The organism is Rhodovulum sp. BSW8, from assembly GCF_003314725.1.
GTDB classification, from domain to species: Bacteria; Pseudomonadota; Alphaproteobacteria; order Rhodobacterales; family Rhodobacteraceae; genus Rhodovulum; species Rhodovulum visakhapatnamense.
In genome coordinates, this window is sequence record NZ_QNVX01000005.1 from 230,286 (window position 1) to 254,757 (window position 24,472).

Below are 24,472 nucleotides of genomic sequence, written 5' to 3' on the forward strand. Positions count from 1 at the left end.
TTCGCGCGTCACAGTTCCTTGAGGTGGAACAGGCGGTGTTCGTCGAGCCAGGTTTCGAACCCGTCCGGCACGACGAAGGTCGTGGCGTCGGATTCGATGATCGCGGGGCCGACGATCTGGTTGCCGGGCAGAAGCGTTTCCATCCGGTAAAGCTGGGCCTCCACCCAGCGGCCCTTGCGGTAGAACTGCCGCGTGCCGGTGCGCGCCTCGCGGGGCGGGGTGGCGTCGTGCAGGGGTTCCTCGGGGATCTTCGGCTTCGGGATCGGCACGGTGCCGCGCATGATCGCGCCGGTCACCGAATAGCCCAGTTCGGGAGAGCGGGCCGAGGCGGCGTAAACCCGGCCATAGGTGTCGTTGAAGGCCGAAACCAGCCGGTCCCAGTCGTCGGCGCCGCCGGCCGAGGCGATCGGGCTTTCGATTTCCAGGTCGTTGAGCTGGCCGCGATACTGCATCCGGAAACCGGGCTGCAGCTCGACCTTGTCGGCAGCATAGCCGTTCCGCTCGAACTCTTCCAGAACGCGCTCGGTCAACTCGTCCCAGGCGGCCTGCAGCACTTCGGCCTGGGACGCCTTGTCGGCCTCGTGGGCATCGGTGTCGATATTGATGTCGAGCGACTTGTCATAGCGGTATTCGAAATCCGCCGCCGCGCAGCCGAAGGCCGAAAAGCCCGCGGCCCAGGCCGGCACGATCACGTCCTCGAAGCCCAGCCCCTCGGTATAGCCATAGGTATGGACCGGCCCTGCGCCGCCATAGCTGAAGCAGGTGAAGCTGCCCGGGCTGTAGCCCTTGCCCGAGATCATCGAGCGCATGTAGTCGCGCAGTTCCGCATCGAGCAGCTCGATCACCCCGGCGGCGGCATCCTCGACCGACATCCCCAGCGGGTCGGCGACCTGCACCTTGATCGCGTCCCAGGCGCGCTGACGGTCCAGCTTGACCTGCCCGCCGAGGAAGTTGTCGGGGTTCAGGTAGCCCAGCACGACATGGCAATCCGAGATCGAGACCGTGTCGATGCCGCTTTCGGCCCAGCAGACACCGACGCGGTAGCCTGCGCTGTCCGGACCCAGCTTGATCGCCTTGGTATAAGGGTCGAGCCGCACGAAGCTGCCCGCGCCCGCGCCGACCGAGTCCATCGCCACCAGCGGCAGCGACAGCACCAGCCGTGCCATGTCGGGGTCGTTGCGGATGGTCAGCTCGCCTTGCGTGATCAGCGCCACGTCAAACGAGGTTCCGCCGATGTCGGAACAGGCGATGTTCTTGTAGCCCAGCTTCTCGCCCAGATACTTGGCGCCGATCACGCCGCCGATCGGGCCCGACACGATGGTGCGCGCCAGTTCCTTGGCCTTCCAGGAGATGGTGCCGCCATGGGTCGCCATCACCCGAAAGTCGAATTTGGACCCGTGATCCTTGAAGGCGCCCGAGATGCCATGCAGCGTCTGGCGCGAGGGCTCTGCGGCATAGGCCTCGAGCACGGTGGTATTGGTACGGTGGGTTTCCTTGCGCACCGGGTAGTAGTCGGTCGAGGCAAAGACCGGGATCGGCTTGCCGCTGGCCTTGACCTCGTCCTCGACGATGTCGCGCACCCGGCGTTCATGGGTCGGGTTCTTGTAGGAATGCAGAAGCGAGATCACGATCCCCTCGACATCCTCGGCGATCAGCTCGCGCGCGGCGGTCCGGGCCGTGTCCTCGTTCAGCGGGATCACCACGGTGCCCATCATGTCGATCCGCTCGGCCACGCCCCGGGTCAGGTCGCGCGGCACCAGCGGATCGTCGTAGTAATGGGTGTTGATGTGGATGCGGTCCTCGTAGGCGAAGCCCAGATAGGCCTGGATCGCGCGGCCCATGCGGTGGAAATCCTCCATCCCGGCATTGACGATCAGCCCGACCCGAAGCCCCTTGCGCTGCACCACCCGGTTCAGCATCGCGGTGCCGGAATAGACCCCGGTCTGGATGTTGCGCAGCGCGTCTTCCAGCGTCAGGCCCCAGTGTTCGAGCCCCTCGCGGCTGGATTCCAGAAGGCCCTGAGCCTCGTTCGCGGGCGTGGTCTGGGCCTTGCCGACGACGAAGTCGCCATCTGCATCGACGAAGAACGTGTCGGTCATGGTGCCGCCGGCGTCGATGCCCAGCACCTGAACCGACCGCGCGTTCCGTGCGGTCTGTGTCATGCGTGTTTCCTCCCGTTTCAGCGCCGTCTCGGGGCGCCGTCCGGTCAGACTATGCGGGCGGGCGGTGGCACCGGCCCTGTCCGGCACGGGCGCGGGCGCCGGACAGTATCGGGCATCAAGACAGGGCTTTCAGGGGCGGGCGTCCTGGGGCAGCGGCAGAGGGCGCCGGACAGGAAGTGTCCGGCTGTCCGGACAGGTGCCGGACAGGGCCCGGACGGTTCTTTGGGGGGATGGGAGCGGTGCGATTCGCGCCGGTTCCGGGGCCCGGCCGGTCAGGTCCGGTCGTCGGGCCGGGTCAGCCCGTAGGCCGCGAGCTTGGTATAAAGCGTCGAGCGCGCGATCCCGAGCCGCCGGGCGGTGGCCGACATGTTGCCGCCGCTTGCCGCCATCGCCTTCAGGATGCGGGCGCGTTCGTCGGGCTCGGGCCGGGGCAGGGGGGCGGCCGGGGTCCGGATCTTTTCGGGCAGGTCCTCGGCGTCGATCACGCCGCGACCGCAGAACAGCACCAGCGCCTGCATGTCGTTTCTCAGCTCGCGTGCGTTGCCGGGCCAGGGATAGGCCATCAGCGTCTCGCGCGCCGCGCGCGTCAACGCGGGCGCCTGCCGCCCGGCCTCCGCCGCCGCCTGGGCCAGGAAATGCTGGGCCAGCAGCGGAATGTCTTCGGCCCGGTCGCGCAGCGGCGGCAGCCGGAACTGGATCGTCGAGATGCGGTGGAAGAGATCGCGCCGGAACCGGTCTTCGGCCACGTCCCGGGGCAGGTCGCGATGTGTCAGGGCGATCACCCGGAAGTCCGAGCGTTCCGGCGCATCGGGGCTACGCGCCCGGGTCAGCCCGTCTTCGAGAACCCGCAGCAGGAAGGGTTGCACGTCTGCGGGCATCTCGCCGATCTCGTCCAGGCAAAGCGTGCCGCCATGCGCCGCGGCCACCGCGCCGCTGCCGGGGCCGTCGGTTTCGAACAGCACGCCCGCGGCACTGTCGGCGCGCAGCGCGCCGCAATTCACCGGCACATAGCGCCCGTGCCGCTGGGCCGAGGCGTCGTGGATCGCGCGGGCCAGCAGCTCCTTGCCAGTGCCGGTCTCGCCGCTGATCAGCACCGGCACGGCCGAGCCGGCCACGCAGCGCGCATGCTCAAGCAACCGGACAATCGCAGGTGCCGTGCCCAGAAAAGCGTCGAACGGATCGCCGCTGGGGGTTTCGACGGGCGTCCGCCGCCCGCGATAGGCGGTCAGCACCAACCCGATGGGCAGGCCATCGCGGCGCAGGATCTCGCCATCCATGCCCGAGAACCGGTCCGACATCTCGCCTGCCCACTCGTCTTCGCGTCGGTCGCCGATGGCGCCGCCCTGGATCGCCTGGTTCGACCAGACCGCGCGGGTGTCGTGCAGCACCGCGCCGCGCCGGTCGATCAGGATCATGTGGGTGTTCTGCCAGCGCGCGCGGCGGCCCATGAATTGCTGGTACAGCACCTCGCGCTCTTCGCCGATCATACGTGCCAGCGCCTGGGTGATCTCGTCGCCGACGGCCATCGCCAGCGCCATGCTTTGCGGCAGGAACACATCGGTCGGTCCCGAGATGTCGACGATGCCGCGCAGCGACCGGTCGACCGGGTCCAGCACCGGCACGGCGGCGCAGCTCCAGCGCTGGATCTCTTCGCAGAAATGCTGGATGCCATGGACCAGCGCCGGGCGCCCCGAGGCTGCAGCGGTGCCGATGCCGTTGGTGCCGATGCTGGTTTCCTGCCAGTTGCCGCCGATCTGCAGCCGGTTCTCGCGGCCGGTATCAATGACGCCGGGATCGCCTTCGGTCTCGGTGATGATGCAGTCGGGCGAGGCGAGGATCATCATCGACCCGGTATCCTTCAGCATCGCCCGCGCCCGCAGCAGCGCAGCCCGGGCCAGCCGCCGCAATTCGGCGGTTTCCGTGCGCTTGCGAAGCAGCACCTCGTCGGTGACCTGCGGCGCCGTCATCCGGTCGGGCAGAACGCCCGAGTCGCGCGAGCGCAGCCAGGAGGCCGCCAGATCCGGGTCGAGATCGTCCGGCAACAAACCGGTTTCCAGGAAGCGGACCCAGTCCGCTTTCCTGACGAAGCGTTCGCGCGCGACCATATCTCCTCCCAGGGACCGTGCCCGGCCCCGAATACGTCGTCACGTGTGGTGCGTCATTCTACCGGGCGCGGGGAGATCTGGAAAGATTGCGGCCCGGAGCGGCTGGCGGCGGGGTCGGGCGTACAGGGGGAGATGGGCGACGCAGCGTCGGAACCGGCAGCTTGCCGCTTGCGGCAAGCGGATTGTTCCCACAACCGGATGTCCGGTGTTAACCTTGTTTAGCGGTTCGCGTTGCGCATAGCGCGAATCGGGGCGGATCTGTGCCCAGGACCTCCCCGAAGGGGTGTCCGAGACAGGTCCATTTGCCGGATTTCCCCCGGCTCCGAAGGCCTCCGGTTCCAACCCCGCCGGAGGCCTTCATCCTTTCAGGGTCAAGACGTCGAGACCTCAGTTGCCGCGCGCCAGGGCCGCGACGCCGGTGCGCGCCATTTCGCAAAGACCGAGCGGGCGCATCAGTTCGCCGAAGGCATCGATCTTCTGGGGCGTGCCGGTGATCTCGAAGACGAAGCTCTCCAGCGTCGAGTCGACCACATTGGCGCGGAAGATGTCGGCAAGCCGCAGCGCCTCGACCCGCTTCTCGCCGGTTCCCGTGACCTTGAAAAGCGCCAGCTCCCGTTCGACCGACGGTCCCTCGACGGTCAGGTCGTGGACCTCGTACACGGGAACGATCCGGCCGAGCTGGGCCTTGATCTGCTCGATCACCGCAGGGGTGCCGGTGGTGACGATGGTGATCCGGCTCTTGTGGCCGGCATGGTCGACCTCGGCCACGGTCAGGCTGTCTATGTTGTAGCCGCGCCCCGAAAAGAGGCCGATGACGCGGGCCAGCACGCCCGCCTCGTTGTCGACGGTCACCGCCAGGGTGTGACGTTCGCTGGCCTCGGCATTGGGGTCGCGCAGGTCATAGGCGGAATGTCTGGAGGTGCCTTGCTGGATGTTCAACGGGGCCATGTCATGTCCTCTCGGCGTTATCGTTGGCACCCGGCCGAGGGCCGGGCGAAGTCTGGGGGATGCGGGCAGGCCGCACGGGGCCAAAGCGCGATCGCCAGGGTCAGCGCCATGCCCGGCAGCAAAAGCCACGCAGCGGGCGGTTGCGGGCCGGGCATCAGCGCCACGGTCCAGATCAGCAGGCCGGGCCCGATCCAGGCAGGCAGCCAGAGCAGGCCGCGCAGACCGTCCGAGACGGGCAGGGTGCCCGCCCGCAGCAGAAACAGCGCGGCCAGGCCGGTCGGGGCGGCATCGTAATGCCACAGACAGGGCGTCGCCAGAGGTGCCGCCGCGACCAGCAGTGCGGCCTTGCGGTCGAAGGGCCAGCCCGGCGCCCGCCAGACCGCGAAAACCGCCAGCGCCAGAGCCGCGCTCAACCCGCTCTGGGCGGCCGGCGCGGCCGGGACGGGCACCTTGGCCGCAGCCAGCGCAACCGGCGGTCAGGACGTGATCTGGCCGCGCCGCGATCCGGGCGGCAAGGATCGCCGAGGGCAGGGCGGCGGCGGCGGCGATGGCCAGCGGTGGCCGCCACGGGCCGCCGACTGGCGGCCCGTGCGGGCCATGCCGCGGTGAGGAAAGCGCCGCCGCCATGGCTCAGACGAGGACCGCGCCCTTGGTCCCGATCGCCCCTTCGGTGTCGGCGTCGCCCAGCAGCATGTCGTTATGGGCGCGCCCCGACGGGATCATCGGGAAGCAGTTCTCGTGCTTTTCGACCAGGCAATCGAAGATCACCGGCCCGTCATAGGCCAGCATCTCGGCAATGGCGTCGTCCAGATCGGCCGGGTCCGAACACTGGATGCCCTTGGCGCCGAAGGCCTCGGCGAGCTTGACGAAATCGGGCAGCGCCTCGGACCAGCTGTGCGAATAGCGCCCGCCATGCAGAAGCGACTGCCACTGCCGGACCATGCCGAGGCGTTCGTTGTTGAGGATGAACTGCTTGACCGGCAGGCGGTACTGAACCGCGGTGCCCATCTCCTGCATGTTCATCAGCCACGACCCTTCACCCGCGACGTTGATGACCAGCGCCTCCGGATGGGCGACCTGCACGCCCACCGAGGCCGGCATGCCGTAGCCCATGGTGCCAAGCCCGCCCGAGGTCATCCAGTGGTTCGGCGCCTCGAAGCCGAGGAATTGCGCCGCCCACATCTGGTGCTGGCCGACCTCGGTGCAGATGAAGCGGTCCTTGCGGTGCCGCGTCAGCGCCTCGAGCCGTTGCAGGGCGTATTGCGGCTTGATGGTCTGCGCGGACGGGGTGTAGCGCAGGCAGTCGACTTTCTTCCATTCGTCGATCTGCGCCCACCAGGGCTTCAGCGCCTCCTTGTTGACCTTGCGCCCGCGCGACTTCCAGATCCGCAGCAGATCCTCCAGCACATGGGCGACATCGCCGATGATCGGCAGGTCGACATGGATCGTCTTGTTGATCGAGGACGCGTCGATGTCGATATGGGCCTTGATCGAGTTCGGGCTGAAATCGGCCACCCGCCCGGTGATCCGGTCGTCGAAACGCGCGCCGACGCAGATCATCAGGTCGCAATCGTGCATCGCGAGGTTGGCCTCGTAAAGCCCGTGCATGCCCAGCATGCCCAGCCAGTTCTTGCCGCTCGCCGGATAGGCGCCCAGACCCATCAGGGTCGAGGTGATCGGAAAGCCCGTGGCCTCGACCAGCTCGCGCAGCAACTGGGTCGCGGCATCGCCCGAATTGATGACCCCGCCGCCGGTATAGAAGATCGGCCGCTCGGCGGTTTCCATCGCCTCGACGAGGCGGGTGATCGTCTCGCGGTCGCCCTTGACCTTGGGGTGATAATGGCCATGCCCCGCCTTGACCGGGCCGACATAGGTGCCTTCGGCGAACTGGACGTCCTTGGGGATATCGATCAGCACCGGACCGGGGCGGCCCGAGGTCGCGACGTGAAAGCCCTGATGGATCGTTTCGGCCAGCTTGTCGGGGTCCTTCACCAGCCAGTTATGCTTGGTGCAGGGGCGGGTGATGCCGACGGTATCGGCCTCCTGGAAGGCATCGTTGCCGATCAGGAAGGTCGGGACCTGGCCCGACAAAACGACCAGCGGGATCGAGTCCATCAGCGCGTCGGTGATCCCGGTGACCGCATTGGTCGCGCCGGGGCCCGAGGTGACGAGAACGACGCCCGGCTTGCCGGTCGACCGCGCATAGCCCTCGGCCGCATGGACCGCGCCCTGTTCGTGGCGCACCAGAATGTGCTGGATGTCGGCCTGCTGGTAGAGTTCGTCATAGATCGGAAGCACGGCCCCGCCCGGGTAGCCGAAGATTACATCGACCCCCTGGTCCTTGAGCGCCTGAACCACCATCTTCGCGCCGGTCATGGGCTGTGTCATCTTTTCGTTCTCCGTGCTGTCCGCCAGCTTTTGCGCATAAAAAAGCCCCCGTGAAGCGGGGGCGCATGGGAAGGACCCTGGGTCCGCCGTTACCGGCCCATGCGCCTGTCTTCCGCAATTACGAGTACGAGGGTCATTGCCGCGGGACTCCTTTGGCGTTGCGTGCGCGGGACATTAGGAGCCTGCCCGGAAGGGGTCAACCGCAAAAATCGTGAAGAATAGTTCCCTGCGGCAATGAATCCTTTGCGTTTGTTGCGTGTCAGCGGGGGTCCTGCGAACAAGTGCGAAATGCGGGTTGTTCTGGGCGCAGGTCCGGCATGCGGAATAAGCAAGGCAGGGCGGCTGGCCGGGGCCGCGCGGGGCGGCTAGGGTCGCGCCCGTTTTGCGCAGCACGCAGGCTCCGGCCGGTCCAAGCAGGGACCGCCCCGGGGCAGCCGACCCAAGAAAAGGACATCTGCCCATGGATCGCCGCTCTTTCCTGAAGACCTCCGCCCTTGGCGGCTCGGCCGCCGCGGCCACGACGCTGGCCGCCCCCGCCCTGGCCCAGGGGGTTCGGACGCTGACCATGGTCACCTCCTGGCCGAACGGCATGGCCGGGGTTCACGATTCCGCAACCTTCTGCAAGAACCGGATCGAGGCGCTGAGCGACGGGCAGATCAAGGTCGAGATCAAGGCCGCGGGCGAACTGGTGGGCGCGTTCGAGGTGTTCGACGCGGTCAGCTCGGGGCAGGCCGACATGTACCATTCGTCGGACTATTACTTCGTCAATCAGCACCCGGCCTTCGCCTTCTTCTCGACCGTGCCCTTCGGGATGACCGCGCAGGAACAGATCAACTGGTATTATCACGGCGAGGGCGCGGCGTTCCATGACGAGCTGGGCGAGATCTTCGGGCTGAAGATGTTCCTCGTCGGCAATACCGGCGCCCAGTCGGGCGGATGGTTCCGCAAGGAGATCAACACGCCCGAGGACTTCCAGGGGCTCAAGTTCCGGATGCCGGGCCTGGGTGGCGTCGCCATGGGCAAGCTGGGTGTCTCGGTCCAGAACATCCCCGGCGGCGAGGTCTATCAGGCGCTCTCGACCGGCGCGCTCGACGGCACCGAATGGGTCGGTCCCTGGGCCGACGAGAAGGCGGGCTTCTACGAGATCACCAAGATCTACTACACCGCCGGCTTCCACGAACCGGGCGCGGGGCTCAGCCTGGCGCTGAACCGCGATCTCTTCGACAGCCTGACGCCGTTCCAGCAGCAGGTCATGGAAAGTGCCGCGGCCGAGTGCAACCAGTGGACGCTGGCGATGTTCCTGTCGCAGAACAGTGCGGCGCTGTCGCGGCTGGCCTCGGAAGGGGTGCGGATCATGTCCTTCCCCGATCCGGTCTGGGATGCCTTCGGCAGGGCCGCGCAGGAGGCGCTGGAAGAGAACCGCGATGGCGACATCTACGACCGGATGCTGGACAGCTACATGGCCTCGATGCGGACCTCGTCGAGCTGGCTGCAGGCTTCCGAGGGCACCTATCGGGCCCAACGCGACCGCGTGATCGGCTGACCCGGCCAGGGCGGCCTCCGGTCCCTTCGGGCCGGGGGCGCCGAATCGAGACAGGCGCCGGACGGGGGCCGGCCAGCCGCCTGGTGCCTTTGCACAACTTTCGGGCGGATTGGCTGGCGTTTCTGCAAGGAAAGTTCGGGCCTCGTCCTTTCTTGCTATTTATCTGACCTGACCCTCCCGCTAGATTGCCCGCACTAAAACGATCCGCCCGTCGAGGAGGCGGGCATGAAACCGGGAGGAGAGAGACCATGGATCGACGTTCATTTCTGCGCAGGTCCGCGCTGGGAGGCTCGGCCGCGGCGGCCACAGCGCTGGCCGCGCCCGCCTATGCCCAGGGCAAGCGCACGCTGACGCTGGTCACCACCTGGGGGCGGGGGCTCGCGGGCGTGCATGACGCCGCGCAGTATTGCGCCGACCAGATCACCGCCGTCACCGACGGCCAGCTGACCGTCGATCTGAAGGCCGCAGGCGAGCTTGTCGGCGCCTTCGAGGTGTTCGACGCGGTCACCTCGGGTCAGGCCGACATGTATCACGGGGTCGACTATTATTTCGTCGGCCAGCATCCGGGCTATCAGTTCTTCGCCTCGCTGCCCTTCGGCATGACCGCACAGGAACTGCACAACTGGTACTATCACTCGGGCGGGCACGAGCTGCACAACGAGCTGGGTCAGATCTTCGGGCTGAAAAGCTTCCTTGCGGGCAATACCGGGCCGCAATCGGGCGGCTGGTTCCGCAGGGAAATCAAGAGCCCCGAGGACTTCAAGGGCCTGAAGTTCCGGATGCCGGGGCAGGGCGGCGAGATCCTCGGCAAGCTCGGGGCCTCGGTGCAGAACCTGCCCGGGTCCGAGGTCTATCAGGCACTGTCTTCGGGGGCCATCGACGGCACCGAATGGATCGGTCCCTGGGCCGACGAGAAGGCGGGCTTCCAGGAGATCACCAAGATCTACTACACCGCGGGCTTCCATGAACCCGGTCCGGGCCTGTCGCTGGCCATGAACCTCGAGGTCTTCGACAGCCTGACGCCGTCGCAGCAGGCGGCGGTGCAGCAGGTGACTGCCTCGGCCAACCAGTGGGCGCTGTCGCTGTTCATGAAGAACAACGCCTCGGCGCTTCGGCGGCTGCAGGCGGGCGGCGTGCAGGTGCGCGAGTTCAGCGACGATGTGTGGGACGCCTTCGGCGCTGCCGCGCAAGAGGTCTTTGCCCAGTACATGGGCGACGAACTCTACAAGAAGATCTACGACAGCTACGTCGCCTCGATGCGCGATTCCGCTGCCTGGATCGAGATATCGGAGGGGGTCTTCACCCGCCAGCGGAACCGCGTTCTGGGCTGAGCCCGGCCGCGCCCGTACCATCTGGCGCCCCGGCCCGGACTAAGGGCCGGGGCGTCCATGCTTCACCGATCCCGCCGCGACAGGCGGGGCAAACGGGAGAACCGGATGCTCGACGGCATTCTGTGGGTCTGCAAGAACATCCTGCTGGCCTTCTACAATTTCGGCTATGCCGTGTCCCATCCGGGGCTCTGGCTCGACTGGTCCGACAAGCAGGCGATCATGCGGGTCGTCTATTACGGCGGCTCGGTCGAGTTCTTCTTCGTGGTCTTCACCGCCTTCCTGGTGCTGACCGCCGTCGGGATCTGGCGGCGGCAGGTCATGTGGGGCGCGGTCCGGCTGCTGGAGGGGCTGGCCAACGGCATCGGCCGCGCCGTCGCCTGGTTCGGGCTCTTGATGGTGCTGCAGCAGATCATGATCGTGTTCCTGCAGCGGATCTTCCGGGTTTCGGAAATCGGTGTCGGGCCGTTCGGCTACACCTTCACCAAGGACCTCTCGTGGTGGTCGGAAGAGCTCAAGCTCTACAACGCAGCCATCGTGGCGCTCTGCGCGACCTACACCTTCGTCCAGTCGGGCCATGTGCGGGTCGATCTGGTCTATTCGGCGGTGGGCTTCCGCGCCAAGCGGGCGATCGACATGGCGGGCTCGCTTCTGTTCATGATGCCGGTCGCGGTGCTGGTCTGGATGTATTCCTGGTTCTTCATGTGGCGGCATCTGATCACGCCCAAGCCCTCGGCCTCGGACACGATCGAGCGGCTTCTGATGAAGGCCCGCGCGGTGCGCTGGAATGTCGAGACCATCGGGTTCTCGCCCAACGGTTTCAACGGGTACTTCCTGTTCAAGGTGCTTCTGGTGGCCTTTACCGGCCTCGTGTTCCTGCAGGCCATCGCGTTCTTCTACCGGTCCTTCCTCGAATTCGTGGAAGGCGAGGAGAGCGCCGGAAAATATCTCGACCGGGACAGCCTTGGCGCCGGCGAAGAAGCCTATGAAGGCACGCATTAAAGGGGCAGGGCAGGCATATGCTATTCGGACTTGATGGCGTCGAGATCGGCCTGATCATCGTCATTCTCTGCCTCTTCGGGGGCATCCTGTCGGGCTTTCCGGTGGCCTTCGCCATCGGCGGCGCGGCGGTCATCTCCTTCGGGATCATCGCGGCGCTGGACAGCGCGGGCATTCTGGTGGCGCAGGCCATCGATACCGGCAGCGCGGCCTATGACGCGCTGCTGGCCCAGGGCATCCACCCCGACGCGATTTCGCATTTCCGCTATCCCGACCTGCCCACCGTCACCACGGCGCTGTTCCCGCAGGGCTGGGAGACGGCGATGGACCGCAATATCAGCTTCATCGTCAACCGGATGAACGAACGGGTCTTTGCCGGGCAGTCGATCGAGACGCTGCTGGCGGTTCTGATGTTCGTGCTGATGGGGATCACGCTGGAACGCTCGAAGATCGCCAACGACCTGCTGACCACCATGGCGCGGGTGTTCGGGCCGATGCCGGGCGGGCTGGCGGTCTCTGTGGTGGTGGTCGGCGCCTTCCTCGCTGCCTCGACCGGCATTGTCGGCGCGACCGTGGTGACGATGGGCCTGTTGTCGCTGCCGACCATGCTGCGCAACAAGTATTCGCCCGAGCTGGCGACCGGCGTCATCGCGGCCAGCGGCACGCTGGGGCAGATCATCCCGCCCTCGATCATCATCGTGCTTCTGGGCACGCTGGCGGGCGATATCTATGCCACCGCGCAGGAAACCCGGGCCCAGCTTGCGGGCTGTCCCGATGCGCTGACCTATCTGGGGCAGGCGGCGGTGGTCTCGGTCGGCACGCTGTTCCAGGCCGCGATCCTGCCGGGGGTGCTGCTGGCGCTGCTTTATGCGGCCTATGCCTTCGGCTATGCGCTTCTGAACCCCGACAAGGCGCCGCCGGTGATCGAGGCCGGGGCGCGGCGCGGCCGCAAGGGCTCGGCGCTGACCTGGTTTCTGGCCGCCCCCGCCGGGGTGATCGGGCTGGCGTTGCTGATGGAGGCGACCGGCATCGCCGGCAGCCAGGACGTCAGCGTTTCGCGCTATTCCAACACGGCCGAATCCGCAAGCCTGCGGACCAACGTGCCCGATCAGTGCAAGGCCTCGATGATCGCGCTGCACGGCCAGTCGAAATGGGATCGCGCCGTTGCCCAGCAAGAAGAGATCGACGCAGGCAGCGGCCGGGTCGAGATGCATCAGCTGACCGATGACGAACTCGCCGCCGCGCGCGCCGCCAGGATTGCGGCGACGCCGCCGGTCTCGGGCGGGGTGCTGCTGGCCTTCACCTTCCTCGCGCTGGCGCTGGTCACGGCGCGGGGCGTGGTGCCGACAGCCCGGCCTGCGCCGCTGCTGATCGGCGGGGCGGGGATCGTTCTGGGTCTTCTGGTCGATGCGCTTTTCATCGGGCCGCTGGCCTCGCCCGGCACGGTGCTGCTGATGCTGGCACTGCCCGTCCTGATGGTGCTTTACGGCTGCCGCTATGCGGTGGCCTGCCTCTCGCGGTCGGACCTTCTGCGGGTGGTGTTCCCGCCGCTGGTGCTGATCGTGGCGGTGCTGGGCTCGATCCTTGGCGGTATCACCAACCCGACGCCCGCGGCGGCGCTGGGCGCGGGCGGGGCCTTGATGCTGGCGGCCTATCGCAAGCTGCAGGAAGAGCACCGGACCGGCAAGCTGATCCTCTGGGCCTCGTATGCCATCGTCATCATGCTGCTGGTCGGCACCAATTTCGATCTGAGGCTGGGGCGCGAGAGCGTGCCGGTCGAGGACTGGATCGCCTTCTTCGTGGCGCAGGGCACATATCACTTCGCGATGTTCGGCATCCTCTACGCCTGCTGGGTGCTGCTGCGCTCGGGTGTGCTGGGGCCGGTGGTGCGCGAGACGGCCAAGGTGACCTCGATGGTCTTCACCATCCTGATCGGGTCCCAGCTTCTGAACCTTGTCGTGATCTCGTTCGGGGGCGAGCATTACATCCAGCAGTTCCTGCGCAGCTTCGACAACGAGTTCACGGTGTTCCTGCTGGTGATGCTGGTTCTGTTCGTCCTGGGCTTCGTGCTGGATTTCCTCGAGATCATCTACATCGTGATCCCGATTGTCGGGCCGGTTATCTATGGCGGCACTTTCGACCCGAAATGGGTGACGATCATGATCGCGGTGAACCTGCAGACCTCGTTCCTGACCCCGCCTTTCGGTTTCGCGCTGTTCTATCTGCGGGGGGTGGCGCCGAAGGAGGTCACGACCTGGCATATCTATCGGGGCGTCGCGCCTTTCGTGGTCATCCAGGTGATCGGGCTGGCGATCCTGTGGTTCCTGCCCGGGATCGTGACCATCGTGCCGAACCTCCTGCCGAACGGCTGACCCTGCGAGGCCATTCCAAAGGACAGCCCGCGCCACTGGCGCGGGCTTGTTCTTTTCTGTCGCCGGGCCGCGGGCGGCCCTGCTCCGGTCCCGGGCGCGATCAATCGCGGGTGGGGCGGCTGTCGGGCAGGTGGATCCGGGCGACCTGTTCGGCAATGGGCGCGACCGAAAGCGGGTGGGTTTCGGCGTGATGGTCCTCGGGCGTGCCGATATCCTGCCAGCGGTCGTTCTTGTAGATCTCGAGCGCCGAGAAATTCGCCTTGTAGCCCATCTTCGGGCTGCCCGGCACCCAATAGCCGAGATAGACGTAAGGCAGCCCGGCCTCGCGCGCGATCTCGATATGGTCGAGGATCACATGGGTCCCGACCGAGCGTTTGGTCCGCTCGGGCTCGTAGAAGGAATAGACCATCGACAGCCCGTCATCGAGGATGTCGGTCAGGCAGACCGCGACCAGCGGCCGGTGGCGCCCGCCATCGGATGGATCGGCGGTATATTCGACCACGCGCGAGCGGACCGGGGTTTCCTCGATCATCGCGGCGAATTCGAAGATGTCCATGTCGGCCATCCCGCCATCGGCATGGCGGCTGTCGAGATAGCGGCGGAAAAGCGTGTACTGCTCTTCGGTGGCCCAGGGCGAACTGGCCTGCCGCTTGAGATCGGCATTGCGGTTCTGGGCCTTGCGCTGGCTGCGGGTCGGCTGAAAGTCGGCCACCCGGATCCGGGCCGAGAGGCAGGCCGTGCAATCGGCGCAGGCCGGGCGGTACAGCACGTTCTGCGAGCGCCGGAAGCCCTGTTTCGACAATGAGTCGTTCAGCGTCTCGGCGGTGTCGCCCTGCAGCGCGGTGAACAGTTTCCGTTCCATCCGCCGGGGCAGATAGGGGCAGGGCTGGGGCGCCGTCACATAGAACTGTGGCGCAAGCGGAAGGGTGTGGCGCATCGTCGGGCAGTCATATCCTGGTTACGAATACGCTAACACTCGTCCCCCGAGGCGCCAAGGGATTGTTGCTACGGATTTGCAGGTCGGTTAATGGCGGCGGTTCCAAGGAGGAAATCAGGCAATCCCTGGGCACGGGCGCCGGTCAGCATCAGGATCACCGAAGCCAATTGCGGCAACAAAAAGGTGATACAGGCCGAATAGGCCAAAGTATGCAGGGCAGCCGTCGTAAGATCGAGTTTCTCGCCACGGGCATTGCGAATCTCTATCGCCATGATCCGCATCCCCCAGGTGGCCGAGCCGCGGGCCAGCGTGACGGTACGGTAGCCAAAGCCCACAAGGGTGAAGAAGAGCGGCAGGAAGAAGATCGCGGTGAAGGCGGTGAAGGGCAGCGCCAGCAGCGACAGGATCAGGATCAGGACCACGTCGATGACCCAGGCGGCCAGCCGCTTGGAGGGCACGTCGGCATAGAATTCGGGCTGGAGCACCGGGTCGGGCAGGCCCCAGAGGCGGTCGGCGGAGGGTTCGGTGCGGTCTGTCATCGCTGACATGTAGGAAGCCGGAGGGGCGCCGGGAAGAGGCGGCCCGCAGGCCGCCTCCTGATTGTGTCTCAGTCCATCTGCTTGAAGTGGAACTCGCCGCCTTCCTTCAGGCCGGAGGGCCAGCGCGCGGTCACGGTCTTCGTCCGGGTGTAGAAGCGGAAGGCGTCGGGCCCGTGCTGGTTCAGATCGCCAAAACCCGATTTCTTCCAGCCGCCGAAGGTGTGATAGGCCAGCGGCACCGGGATCGGGACGTTGATGCCCACCATCCCGATATTGATCCGGCTGGCAAAGTCGCGCGCGGTGTCGCCGTCGCGGGTGAAGATCGCGGTGCCGTTGCCGTATTCGTGGTCCATGGCATGGCCCAGCGCCTCTTCATAGGTTTTCGCCCGGACGGTCGAGAGCACGGGGCCGAAGATTTCGGTCCGGTAGATCTCCATGTCGGTGGTGACCCGGTCGAACAGCGTCGGGCCGACGAAAAAGCCCTTCTCGTAGCCCTGAAGCGAGAAGTTGCGGCCGTCGAGCACCAGCTCGGCGCCCTCTGCCACGCCCTTGTCGATCAGCCCCAGCACCCGGGCCTTGGCCTCGGCGGTGACGACCGGGCCGTAATCGACGTCATTGCCGGCGGTATAGGGGCCGACCTTCAGCTTTTCGATCCGCGGCACCAGCTTCTCGATCAGGCGGTCGGCGGTTTCCTCGCCCACCGGGACCGCGACCGAGATCGCCATGCAGCGTTCGCCCGCCGCGCCATAGCCCGCGCCCACCAGCGCGTCGGCCGCCTGGTCCATGTCGGCGTCGGGCATGACGATCATGTGGTTCTTGGCGCCGCCGAAGCATTGCACGCGCTTGCCGTTCGAACAGCCGCGCCCGTAGATGTATTCGGCAATCGGGGTCGAGCCGACGAAGCCGATGGCCTGGATCGCCGGGTTGTCGAGGATCGCGTCGACCGCCTCCTTGTCGCCGTTCACGACCTGCAGCACGCCGTCGGGCAGGCCCGCCTCCTGCAGCAGCTCTGCCAGCATCACCGGCACCGAGGGGTCGCGTTCCGAGGGCTTGAGGATGAAGGCGTTGCCGCAGGCCAGCGCCGGGCCCATCTTCCACATCGGGATCATGGCGGGGAAGTTGAAGGGCGTGATGCCCGCAACCACGCCCAGCGGCTGGCGCATCGAATACATGTCGATGCCGGGACCGGCGCTGTCGGTGAACTCGCCCTTCAGAAGATGCGGCGCGCCGATGCAGAATTCGATGACCTCAAGCCCGCGCTGCACGTCGCCCTTGGCATCGGGCAGGGTCTTGCCATGCTCGGACGAAAGCGCCTCGGCAAGCTTGTCCATGTCGCGGTTCAGCAGGCGGACGAACTCCATCAGCACCCGGGCGCGGCGCTGCGGGTTGGTGGCGGCCCAGCCCGGCTGGGCTTCGGCGGCGGCGGCGATGGCGGCATCGACCTCGGCCTTCGAGGCCAGCGGCACGCGCGCCTGAACCTCGCCAAGCGCGGGGTTGTAGACATCGGCAAACCGGCCCGAGGTCCCGGCGGTGTGCTGGCCGTTCACGAAATGGGTGAGATCCTTCATGGCGTTCTCCCTGGGTTTTCTCGGGCGCGAGCTTAGTCTTGCAAATTTGTGCCGAAAAGCCGCAGATTGCCAAAAGCATTTTGCAGAAATGCAAGGATGGGCGGATGAACTGGGATGACATGCGGCTTTTTCTGGCGGTGGCGCGGGCCGAAAGCCTGACCGGGGCGGGCAAGGTCTTGCGGCTTGATCCCGCGACGCTGGGCCGCCGCATCGCGCGGCTGGAAGAGGCGCTGGGCAGTGCGCTCTTCGCCCGCTCGCCCCGGGGCTACGGGCTGACCGAGGCGGGCGAACGGCTGATGGCGCGCGCGGTCCAGGCCGAACAGGCGCTGACCGAGGGCGTCGAGGAGGTGCGCGGGCAGGAGGGCCAGCTGACCGGCGCGGTCAGGATCGGGGCGCCGGACGGGGTCGCGAACTATCTGCTGCCGCAGGTGGCGGCGGCGATCTGCGACCGGCATCCGGGGCTCGAGGTGCAGATCGTGGCGCTGGCGCGGGTGTTCAATCTCAGCCGCCGCGAGGCCGACATGGCGATCGCCGTCAGCCCGCCCAAGACCGGGCGGCTGACGGTGCAGCGGATCGCCGATTATCAGCTGCATCTGGCCGCCCATCGCGACTATCTGGCGGCGCATCCGCCGATCCGCGATCTGGCCGATCTCGCCGGGCACCGGATCGTCGGCTACATCCCCGACATGATCTTCGACAGCGAGCTCGACTACCTGTCGGCCACCGGCGCCGAGCGGGTGGCGCTGGCCTCGAATTCGGTCTCGGTGCAGCTGAACTGGCTGCGGGCCGGGGCGGGGCTGGGCATCGTCCACGATTTCGCGATCCCGGCCGCGCCGGGGCTGGTCCGGGTGCTGACGGATCAGGTGGCGCTCAGGCGCAGTTTTTACCTTATCCGTCATGGCGACGACCGCAAGCTGGCGCGGCTGACCCGGTTCGCCGGGCTGCTTCTGGACGGGGTGCGCGCGGAATTGCTGCGCCTCGAAGGCTTGACTTGACAGAATGTCGCAGTCCGGGTGACGCTTGGTCAATCGACACCGTCATCCTGGGGAGGAGACAATGCAAGTTCATCAGATCCTGCGCGAGAAACTGGTGCCGGGGGTGGCGACGATCCCGCCCGAAACCTCGGTGGCCGACGCCGCGGCCGAGCTGTCGGCCCGGCGCATCGGGTCGCTCGTGGTCAGCGGCAGCGGCGAGCGCGTCGAGGGCATCGTCTCGGAACGCGACATCGTGCGCGAGTTGGGGCGGCGCGGCCCGAAATGCCTCAAGGACCCGGTGGCCGCGATCATGACCCGCCGCATCCAGTTCTGCGCACTGGAAGACAGCGCCGATACCGTGCTGGCGCGCATGACCGAGGGCCGGTTCCGGCACATGCCGGTCCTGGAAGACGGGCGGATGGTAGCGATCATCTCGATCGGCGACGTGGTCAAGGCGCGGATGTCGGAACTGGCGATGGAGAAGGCCGCGCTGGAAGGGATGATCATGGGCCACTAGGCCCGCGACGTTCGGAAATCGGTCGCCAAGCCCATGGTGTGCTTGCAAAATGGGCGTCAATATTGTTGCGTGCGCCGGGAAGGCTGCAGGAGATTTCCCGATGCGCATCGGTCTATATCCGGGGACGTTCGACCCGGTGACGCTTGGCCATATCGACATCATCACCCGGGCCTGCGCGCTGGTGGACCGGCTGGTGATCGGGGTCGCGATCAACCGCGACAAGGGTCCGCTCTTCCCGCTGGAAGAGCGTGTCGAGATGATCGAAAGCGAATGCGCGGCGCTGGGCGAGCGGTTCGGAACCGAGATCGTCGTCCATCCCTTCGAGAACCTGCTGATCGACTGTGCCCGCGATGTCGGCGCCTCGATGATCCTGCGCGGGCTGCGGGCGGTCGCTGATTTCGAGTACGAGTTCCAGATGGTCGGCATGAACCGCGCGCTCGATGCCAGCGTCGAGACGGTGTTCCTGATGGCCGATGCGCGGCGCCAGGCGATTGCCTCGAAGCTGGTCAAGGAGATCGCCCGGCTGGGCGGCGACGTGTCGAGCTTCGTGACGCCCGGGGTGCGTGACCGGCTGGTGGCGAAGTTCGTCTGACTCCCCGTCTTGGGGCCGCCGGTATCCCTGAGGAATGCCTTCGGCATGTCGGTTTTCCCAGGCGGCCCTGACGGGGCCGCAGATGTTTCCCTGGCGGCCCTGACCGGGCCGCAGATGGGTATTTTCGCCAAGAAGAAAACGGACGGGGAGCGGAGGGACCGCGCGTTCGACGGAACCGGGCGGGCTCGACCGTCGCCGCTGGGGGGCGCATTCCGTCCTGCGTTAAGCTACACTTTACGCAATGGCCCGCCATCGCGATTCGGAACGCGGCTGCGACGGGGCCCCAAAAAGACTGGCCGGAGAGCAGGCGGATGAGCGATATCGTGGAACTGGAGCGCCGGATCGTCGCGGCGCTGGACCGCATCGGGCGCGGGCTCGACGGGATGGGGCGGGGCGACGACCCCGACCGGCCCGACCCATCGGAACTGGAGGCGCTGCGCGAGGCGCTGGAGACCGAGCGCGGTGCGAATGCGCAATTGAACGAGCGGGTCAAGGCGCTTCATGACCGGCAGGAGACGCAGGTTGCACGGCTCGAGCAGCGGGTGGCCGATCTGGCCGCACGGGCCGAGGCGGCGGAGACCGATGTCGACCGGCTTCGGGCTGTGAATGCCAAGCTGCGCGAAACCAGCGCGGCGCTGCGCGAGGCGAATGCCCAGGGGCTGGGCGACCCCGGCGCCATCGACGCGGCGATGCTGGCCGAGCTTGAGGCGCTGACCGCGCTGCGCGCCAGCGACCGGGCCGAGATCGACGCCATTCTGGCCGAACTGATGCCGGTGGCCGAAGGAGGGGCGGCGCATGCCTAATATCGAGATCGTGATCGGCGGACGCAGCTTCGATGTGGCCTGCCAACCCGGCGAGGAACCCTATCTGGCGGCTGCGGCCCGCATGCTCGATGCCGAGGCCTCGGTACTGTCGTCGCAGAACGGGCGGCTGCCGGAAACGCGGCTTTTGCTGATGTCGGGGCTGATGCTGGCCGACAAGACGGTGGGGCTTGAAGAACGCCTGAAGGGGCTTGAGGCGAAGCTTGCCGAGGCCTCGGCCCGGATCGAGGCGATGGAAACCGCGCCGCGCCCGGCGCCTGAGCGGGTCGAGGTTCCGGTCATTCCGCCATCGGTCGGCGAGACCCTGGCCGAAATCGCGGCGCGGGCCGAGGCGCTGGCGGCTCAGGTCGAGGATCGGGCAGCGGGGTCCTGACCGCCAGACCCGAACAGGGGCGCCCGGAACTCTCGACCGGCCGCCCTTTTCGATCGGGGATCACATCAGGGATTTGCGCCTGTTCAGGATGACCGAGATTTCCGACAGGATCCGGCCGATCCGTGAGGTCAGCGCTTCGCGGGGCCGGGCCGCCGTCGGGAAGAAGGACACCCGGCCATTGTCGAGGTCCTCGACGATGGCATCGAGCGCGAAGGCAAGCGGCAACAGGACGCTGCGAGCCACTGGCGCGCCCGGGGCAAAGCGCCTGCCGGGGGACGGGTCCGATACCTCGATCCGCGCGGTGCAGCGCGCGAGCCGCCTGGCCAGCGCTGCGGGCGCATCCGCCGGCAGCCGGCTGACCAGATCGGCCGCTTCGCCCGAGACGTCCAGCCCGCGCTCGAGCGCGAGCGTGGCGCCGACAGGCGCGGACAGGCGGATCTCGGACCGCCATTCGCCGTCGAGATTACGTTCGCGCAGCGCGACCGAACAGGCCAGCGGCCCCCGCAGATACCGCGCGATGCGCTTCGGCGGAAGGTGGTCGCCGGCCGGGCCGTACCACAGACGTGCCCGGATCATCGGGGCGGCCTCAGGCGTTGGCCGCGCGGATCTTGTCGGCCGCGTCCTTGGAATAGGCCACGCCCTTGTCCTCGAACAGCTTGTCGAGTTCGCCCGAGAGGGTCATTTCGGTGATGATGTCGCAACCGCCGACGAATTCGCCCTTGACGTAAAGCTGCGGGATGGTCGGCCAGTCCGAGAAGTCCTTGATGCCCTGCCGGATGTCCTCGTCGGCCAGCACGTTCACATCGGCATAGTCCACGCCCATGAAATTCAGGACGCCCGCGACCCGGCTGGAAAAGCCGCATTGCGGCGCGGATTTGGTGCCTTTCATGTAAAGCACCACGTCATTGTCGGAAATCGTCTGCTGGATGCGATCCTTGGCGTCGGTCATGGTCTGCGGTCCTGTCTGCGGGGCCGGGTCGGGCCCCTGGTGGGTCTGGTGCGAACCGGCACGGATGGGGGGCGGCATGACCCCTGCGCGCCGGGCGGCCCGTCCGGTCAGTCCGGGGCCTTTGTTGTGAGGGCCAGCGCGTGGAGCGCGCCGGTCGAGCCTTCCATCTGCGTTTTCAGCGCCGCATAGACGGCACGCTGCTGCTGCACACGGTTGAGGCCGCGAAAGCTCTCGTCGATCACCTCGGCGGCGTAGTGGTTTCCGTCCCCGGCAAGGTCGGTGATGGTGATCTTTGCGGCGGGAAACCTCTCGCGGATCAGGGTCTCGATTTCTTCGGGCGTGATCGCCATGGGCGGGCGTCCTTTCTGCTCTCCCCTGCAAGATGTAGAGGGGGGAACGGCTGGCTGCAAGCGGTCAGCCGCGCCACTCGTCGCGCAGCATCCCGAAGAGGAGGAGATCGGCGACATCGCCGGCCGGACGCCTCCAGTGACGGCGGAGCGTGCCCTCATGGCTGAAGCCCGCGGCCAGATAGACCCGGTGCGCCCGGTCGTTGTCGGAGGCCATGTCGAGCCAGATCCGGCTGGCGCCGAGCTTGGTGAAGGCGTGGCGGACAAGGGCGGCCAGAAAGGCGCGGCCGAGCCCGCGGCCGGTCTCGGCGAGTGCCAGGCGGCGCAGCTCGACCCGGCCCGAGGGATTGCCGATCTCGCAGAAGAGCGCAAAGCCCAGCGGGCGGCCCTCGGGGGACCAGATCACCAGTCGGCAGGCAGGATCGGCCAGATGGGCGGCCAGTGCCGTGTCGTCCTCGTCGATCACGAAGCGCGCCATGTCCGGGCGGCCCGCGACGGCGTGAAGGAACGGAAAATCCGCCGGTGAAGCCGGGCGGATCGCGGTGGCGGAAGAGGCGCGGTCATGTGTCGTCACAGCCCGAGCCTAGCCGGACCTGCGCGCCCTGTCAGGACGGGGCGCGCGGGGCCGGTGTCGCAGGGGCCGCCCTGCCAGGGCGCCGGGCCTAGCCCAGGGCGGCGGCGAAGGCCGAGCGGTAAAGCGTCGTCAGATCGGCAAGCGGGGCCGACACCCCGCCGAAGCTGACCTGATCGCCGCCGAACCGGCCGACCGCAGTCAGCGGCACACCCGCCTTGGCCGCGGCGACCATCAGCGCCTCGGCGGCGTCGAACCCGGCCGCGACCAGATAGCGGGCCTGATCCTCGCCGAAGAGCGTGGGTGTGTCGGCCGCATCGAGGGTGACGCCGATCCCGCCCGCCTCGGCCAGCTCGAAGGCCGCGAGCGCGAGCCCGCCATCGGCCAGATCGGTCGCGGCGGCGATCAGCGCGCGGTTGGCGCGAAGGAAGTCGCCATTGCGCCGTTCGGCCTCCAGATCGACGCGGGGCGCGTCGCCATCCTCGCGGTTGAAGACCTCGTACAGCAGCGCCGACTGGCCCAGATGGCCCGCCGTCTCGCCGATCAGAAGCGCCAGATGGCCTTCGGCGGGAACGCCCGCGATCAGCTCGTCGAGGGTTTCGAGCAGACCCACCGCGCCGATGGTCGGCGTCGGCAGGATCGGGACGCCGTCGGTTTCGTTGTAAAGCGAGACGTTGCCCGACACGATGGGCATATCGAGCGCCAGGCAGGCCTCGCCGATGCCTTTGATCGCGCCGACGAACTGCCCCATGATCTCGGGCTTTTCGGGGTTGCCGAAATTCATGTTGTCGGTCGTCGCGAGCGGCCGGGCCCCGACGGCCGAGAGGTTGCGGAACGCCTCGGCCACCGCCTGCTTGCCGCCCTCGACGGGGTTCGCGCGCACATAGCGGGGCGTCACGTCCGAGGTGAAGGCCAGCGCCTTTTCGGTCCCATGGACGCGAATGACACCTGCACCAGGGCCCGGGCGGATCACCGTGTCGGCCATCACCTGGGTGTCGTATTGTTCATAGACCCAGTGGCGCGAACAGTAGTTGACCGACGAAATCAGCGCCTTCAGCCCGTCGATCGGGTCGATGCCGGGCACGTCGTCCATGGGGGCGGCCGGGGGCGTCTCGACCCAGGGGCGGTCGTATTCGGGGGCATTGCCCGACAGCGCCTTCAAAGGCAGGTCGGCCCGCACCTCGCCGCCATGCACGATCAGGAAGCGGTCTTCGGGGATCGTTTCGCCGACGATGGCGAAGTCCAGATCCCACTTGTCGAAGATCGCCTTGGCCTCGGCCTCCTTCTCGGGGCGCAGCACCATCAGCATCCGTTCCTGGGATTCTGACAGCATCATCTCATAGGCGGTCATGCGCGCTTCGCGGCAGGGCACACGGTCCAGATCGAGCCGGATGCCCAGATCGCCCTTGTCGCCCATCTCGACCGCCGAACAGGTCAGGCCCGCGGCCCCCATGTCCTGGATCGAAATCACCGCGCCCGAGGCCATCAGTTCCAGACAGGCCTCCATCAGGCGCTTTTCGGTGAAGGGGTCGCCAACCTGGACGGTCGGACGTTTTTCCTCGATGCCCTCGTCGAACTCGGCCGAGGCCATGGTCGCGCCGCCGACGCCGTCGCGGCCGGTCTTGGCACCCAGATAGACGACGGGCATGCCGACGCCGGAGGCGGCCGAGTAGAAGATCTTGTCGGCATCGGCCAGACCCGCCGCGAAGGCATTCACCAGGCAGTTGCCGTTATAGGCGGGGTGGAAGCGGACCTCGCCGCCCACCGTCGGCACGCCGAAGCAGTTGCCATAGCCGCCGACGCCCTCGATCACGCCATGGACGACCTGGCGGGTCTTGGGGTGGCTCACCTCGCCGAAGCTGAGCGCGTTCATCGCCGCAATGGGCCGCGCGCCCATGGTGAAGACGTCGCGCAGGATGCCGCCCACGCCCGTGGCCGCGCCCTGATAGGGCTCGATATAGGAGGGGTGGTTGTGGCTTTCCATCTTGAAGATGACGGCCTGCCCGTCGCCGATATCGACGACGCCCGCATTCTCGCCGGGGCCGCAGATGACCTGCGGGCCGGTCGTGGGCAGGGTGCGCAGCCATTTCTTCGAGGACTTGTAGGAACAGTGCTCGTTCCACATCGCCGAGAAGATGCCGAGTTCGGTGAAGGTCGGCGCCCGGTTCAGCAACTGCAGGATGCGGGCGTATTCGTCCGGCTTTATCCCGTGTGCGGCGATGAGATCCTCGGTGATCTGCGGCTCGTCCATGGCGGTCGTCTTCCCCTCGGGCAGTTTGGCGTCGTCCTACGACAGGAGCGCGGTCGGGGGAAGGGGGCGCATGGCGGAAGGCGGCGCGGACCGGCGCCGGAAGGCGGGTCGATGGACGATTCGGGGCGCGGGAGGGCCGGAAAGCGATCTTGCGGTCGGTTCTGCGTTCACATCTTGGTGAAATTTCA

Annotated in this window: 22 protein-coding genes; 9 read left to right on the plus strand and 13 right to left on the minus strand. The window is 67.2% G+C overall.

The annotated features are described in order from the left end of the window. Window positions 1-8 precede the first annotated feature (8 nt). The 5 genes from DSD19_RS03360 to DSD19_RS03380 all read right to left on the minus strand — a co-directional run bounded on the left by DSD19_RS03360 (window position 9) and on the right by DSD19_RS03380 (window position 7,603). Complete coding sequence (locus tag DSD19_RS03360; protein ID WP_075785659.1) at window positions 9-2,162, minus strand: hydantoinase/oxoprolinase family protein; 2,154 nt, start codon at window positions 2,160-2,162, stop codon at window positions 9-11. Between the two features lie 272 nt (window positions 2,163-2,434). Further along, a complete protein-coding gene (locus tag DSD19_RS03365) occupies window positions 2,435-4,267 on the minus strand; it encodes a sigma-54-dependent Fis family transcriptional regulator (RefSeq protein WP_113668522.1) in 1,833 nt (610 codons plus the stop codon). Between the two features lie 387 nt (window positions 4,268-4,654). Then, window positions 4,655-5,215, minus strand: a complete 561-nt coding sequence (ilvN, locus tag DSD19_RS03370; RefSeq protein WP_075785661.1) for an acetolactate synthase small subunit — start codon at window positions 5,213-5,215, stop codon at window positions 4,655-4,657. 17 nt (window positions 5,216-5,232) lie between these two features. Then, the gene (locus tag DSD19_RS03375; protein ID WP_133260347.1) at window positions 5,233-5,664 is read right to left on the minus strand and encodes a hypothetical protein; all 432 of its coding nucleotides are present in this window, start codon (window positions 5,662-5,664) and stop codon (window positions 5,233-5,235) included. 181 nt (window positions 5,665-5,845) lie between these two features. Then, a complete protein-coding gene (locus DSD19_RS03380) occupies window positions 5,846-7,603 on the minus strand; it encodes an acetolactate synthase 3 large subunit (protein WP_113668524.1) in 1,758 nt (585 codons plus the stop codon). 460 nt (window positions 7,604-8,063) lie between these two features. Here DSD19_RS03380 and DSD19_RS03385 point away from each other — a divergent pair, with 460 nt between their 5' ends. From DSD19_RS03385 to DSD19_RS03400, 4 genes are all read left to right on the plus strand, one after another. After that, entirely contained in the window at window positions 8,064-9,146 is a 1,083-nt protein-coding gene (locus tag DSD19_RS03385; RefSeq protein WP_113668525.1) for a TRAP transporter substrate-binding protein, read from the plus strand. Window positions 9,147-9,394: 248 nt separating this feature from the next. Then, window positions 9,395-10,477: a TRAP transporter substrate-binding protein gene (locus DSD19_RS03390; RefSeq protein ID WP_113668526.1), complete on the plus strand. Its 1,083-nt coding sequence runs from the start codon at window positions 9,395-9,397 to the stop codon at window positions 10,475-10,477. Between the two features lie 105 nt (window positions 10,478-10,582). Next, window positions 10,583-11,476, plus strand: a complete 894-nt coding sequence (locus tag DSD19_RS03395; protein ID WP_113668527.1) for a TRAP transporter small permease subunit — start codon at window positions 10,583-10,585, stop codon at window positions 11,474-11,476. A gap of 17 nt (window positions 11,477-11,493) precedes the next feature. After that, window positions 11,494-13,845 (plus strand): TRAP transporter large permease subunit, encoded by a 2,352-nt coding sequence (locus tag DSD19_RS03400; protein WP_113668528.1) that lies wholly within the window; start codon window positions 11,494-11,496, stop codon window positions 13,843-13,845. Between the two features lie 100 nt (window positions 13,846-13,945). On the opposite strand, the gene DSD19_RS03405 is transcribed toward DSD19_RS03400, so the two are convergent. From DSD19_RS03405 to DSD19_RS03415, 3 genes are all read right to left on the minus strand, one after another. Next, complete coding sequence (locus DSD19_RS03405) at window positions 13,946-14,782, minus strand: arginyltransferase (protein WP_075785669.1); 837 nt, start codon at window positions 14,780-14,782, stop codon at window positions 13,946-13,948. Between the two features lie 68 nt (window positions 14,783-14,850). Beyond that, window positions 14,851-15,321: an RDD family protein gene (locus tag DSD19_RS03410; protein WP_075787557.1), complete on the minus strand. Its 471-nt coding sequence runs from the start codon at window positions 15,319-15,321 to the stop codon at window positions 14,851-14,853. Window positions 15,322-15,389: 68 nt separating this feature from the next. Continuing rightward, window positions 15,390-16,889 carry a CoA-acylating methylmalonate-semialdehyde dehydrogenase gene (locus DSD19_RS03415; protein WP_113668529.1) on the minus strand — a complete coding sequence of 500 codons (1,500 nt, stop codon included), beginning with the start codon at window positions 16,887-16,889 and terminating at the stop codon, window positions 15,390-15,392. Between the two features lie 104 nt (window positions 16,890-16,993). Here DSD19_RS03415 and DSD19_RS03420 point away from each other — a divergent pair, with 104 nt between their 5' ends. The 5 genes from DSD19_RS03420 to DSD19_RS03440 all read left to right on the plus strand — a co-directional run bounded on the left by DSD19_RS03420 (window position 16,994) and on the right by DSD19_RS03440 (window position 20,166). Further along, the gene (locus DSD19_RS03420) at window positions 16,994-17,884 is read left to right on the plus strand and encodes a LysR family transcriptional regulator (RefSeq protein ID WP_113668530.1); all 891 of its coding nucleotides are present in this window, start codon (window positions 16,994-16,996) and stop codon (window positions 17,882-17,884) included. 61 nt (window positions 17,885-17,945) lie between these two features. Further along, window positions 17,946-18,380: a CBS domain-containing protein gene (locus DSD19_RS03425; protein ID WP_075785672.1), complete on the plus strand. Its 435-nt coding sequence runs from the start codon at window positions 17,946-17,948 to the stop codon at window positions 18,378-18,380. 100 nt (window positions 18,381-18,480) lie between these two features. Beyond that, window positions 18,481-18,972, plus strand: a complete 492-nt coding sequence (gene coaD / locus DSD19_RS03430; protein ID WP_075785673.1) for a pantetheine-phosphate adenylyltransferase — start codon at window positions 18,481-18,483, stop codon at window positions 18,970-18,972. Window positions 18,973-19,283: 311 nt separating this feature from the next. Next, on the plus strand, window positions 19,284-19,775 hold the full coding sequence (locus DSD19_RS03435; protein WP_113668531.1) for a hypothetical protein: 492 nt from the start codon (window positions 19,284-19,286) through the stop codon (window positions 19,773-19,775). Further along, a complete protein-coding gene (locus DSD19_RS03440; RefSeq protein ID WP_075785675.1) occupies window positions 19,768-20,166 on the plus strand; it encodes a cell division protein ZapA in 399 nt (132 codons plus the stop codon). The genes DSD19_RS03435 and DSD19_RS03440 overlap by 8 nt, the downstream gene beginning before the upstream one ends. 60 nt (window positions 20,167-20,226) lie before the next feature. On the opposite strand, the gene DSD19_RS03445 is transcribed toward DSD19_RS03440, so the two are convergent. The 5 genes from DSD19_RS03445 to purL form a co-directional block, all read right to left on the minus strand. Next, window positions 20,227-20,742, minus strand: a complete 516-nt coding sequence (locus DSD19_RS03445) for a hypothetical protein (RefSeq protein WP_075785676.1) — start codon at window positions 20,740-20,742, stop codon at window positions 20,227-20,229. A gap of 10 nt (window positions 20,743-20,752) precedes the next feature. After that, window positions 20,753-21,115, minus strand: a complete 363-nt coding sequence (grxD, locus tag DSD19_RS03450) for a Grx4 family monothiol glutaredoxin (RefSeq protein WP_075785677.1) — start codon at window positions 21,113-21,115, stop codon at window positions 20,753-20,755. A 107-nt stretch (window positions 21,116-21,222) separates the two neighbouring features. Next, window positions 21,223-21,465 (minus strand): BolA/IbaG family iron-sulfur metabolism protein, encoded by a 243-nt coding sequence (locus tag DSD19_RS03455; protein WP_113668532.1) that lies wholly within the window; start codon window positions 21,463-21,465, stop codon window positions 21,223-21,225. Window positions 21,466-21,529: 64 nt separating this feature from the next. After that, window positions 21,530-22,036 (minus strand): GNAT family N-acetyltransferase, encoded by a 507-nt coding sequence (locus DSD19_RS03460; protein WP_113668533.1) that lies wholly within the window; start codon window positions 22,034-22,036, stop codon window positions 21,530-21,532. Between the two features lie 88 nt (window positions 22,037-22,124). After that, the gene (gene purL / locus DSD19_RS03465; RefSeq protein ID WP_113668534.1) at window positions 22,125-24,284 is read right to left on the minus strand and encodes a phosphoribosylformylglycinamidine synthase subunit PurL; all 2,160 of its coding nucleotides are present in this window, start codon (window positions 24,282-24,284) and stop codon (window positions 22,125-22,127) included. Window positions 24,285-24,472: the final 188 nt, after the last annotated feature.

Coding starts and splice junctions, on each gene's coding strand:
- DSD19_RS03410 (WP_075787557.1), bottom strand. CDS start 15,321: ATGACAGACCGCACCGAACCCTCCGCCGACCGCCTCTGGGGCCTGCCC.
- DSD19_RS03420 (WP_113668530.1), top strand. CDS start 16,994: ATGAACTGGGATGACATGCGGCTTTTTCTGGCGGTGGCGCGGGCCGAA.
- DSD19_RS03445 (WP_075785676.1), bottom strand. CDS start 20,742: ATGATCCGGGCACGTCTGTGGTACGGCCCGGCCGGCGACCACCTTCCG.
- DSD19_RS03385 (WP_113668525.1), top strand. CDS start 8,064: ATGGATCGCCGCTCTTTCCTGAAGACCTCCGCCCTTGGCGGCTCGGCC.
- DSD19_RS03425 (WP_075785672.1), top strand. CDS start 17,946: ATGCAAGTTCATCAGATCCTGCGCGAGAAACTGGTGCCGGGGGTGGCG.
- DSD19_RS03455 (WP_113668532.1), bottom strand. CDS start 21,465: ATGGCGATCACGCCCGAAGAAATCGAGACCCTGATCCGCGAGAGGTTT.
- purL (WP_113668534.1), bottom strand. CDS start 24,284: ATGGACGAGCCGCAGATCACCGAGGATCTCATCGCCGCACACGGGATA.
- DSD19_RS03365 (WP_113668522.1), bottom strand. CDS start 4,267: ATGGTCGCGCGCGAACGCTTCGTCAGGAAAGCGGACTGGGTCCGCTTC.
- coaD (WP_075785673.1), top strand. CDS start 18,481: ATGCGCATCGGTCTATATCCGGGGACGTTCGACCCGGTGACGCTTGGC.
- grxD (WP_075785677.1), bottom strand. CDS start 21,115: ATGACCGACGCCAAGGATCGCATCCAGCAGACGATTTCCGACAATGAC.
- DSD19_RS03395 (WP_113668527.1), top strand. CDS start 10,583: ATGCTCGACGGCATTCTGTGGGTCTGCAAGAACATCCTGCTGGCCTTC.
- DSD19_RS03390 (WP_113668526.1), top strand. CDS start 9,395: ATGGATCGACGTTCATTTCTGCGCAGGTCCGCGCTGGGAGGCTCGGCC.
- ilvN (WP_075785661.1), bottom strand. CDS start 5,215: ATGGCCCCGTTGAACATCCAGCAAGGCACCTCCAGACATTCCGCCTAT.
- DSD19_RS03440 (WP_075785675.1), top strand. CDS start 19,768: ATGCCTAATATCGAGATCGTGATCGGCGGACGCAGCTTCGATGTGGCC.
- DSD19_RS03435 (WP_113668531.1), top strand. CDS start 19,284: ATGAGCGATATCGTGGAACTGGAGCGCCGGATCGTCGCGGCGCTGGAC.
- DSD19_RS03380 (WP_113668524.1), bottom strand. CDS start 7,603: ATGACACAGCCCATGACCGGCGCGAAGATGGTGGTTCAGGCGCTCAAG.
- DSD19_RS03360 (WP_075785659.1), bottom strand. CDS start 2,162: ATGACACAGACCGCACGGAACGCGCGGTCGGTTCAGGTGCTGGGCATC.
- DSD19_RS03405 (WP_075785669.1), bottom strand. CDS start 14,782: ATGCGCCACACCCTTCCGCTTGCGCCACAGTTCTATGTGACGGCGCCC.
- DSD19_RS03415 (WP_113668529.1), bottom strand. CDS start 16,889: ATGAAGGATCTCACCCATTTCGTGAACGGCCAGCACACCGCCGGGACC.
- DSD19_RS03400 (WP_113668528.1), top strand. CDS start 11,494: ATGCTATTCGGACTTGATGGCGTCGAGATCGGCCTGATCATCGTCATT.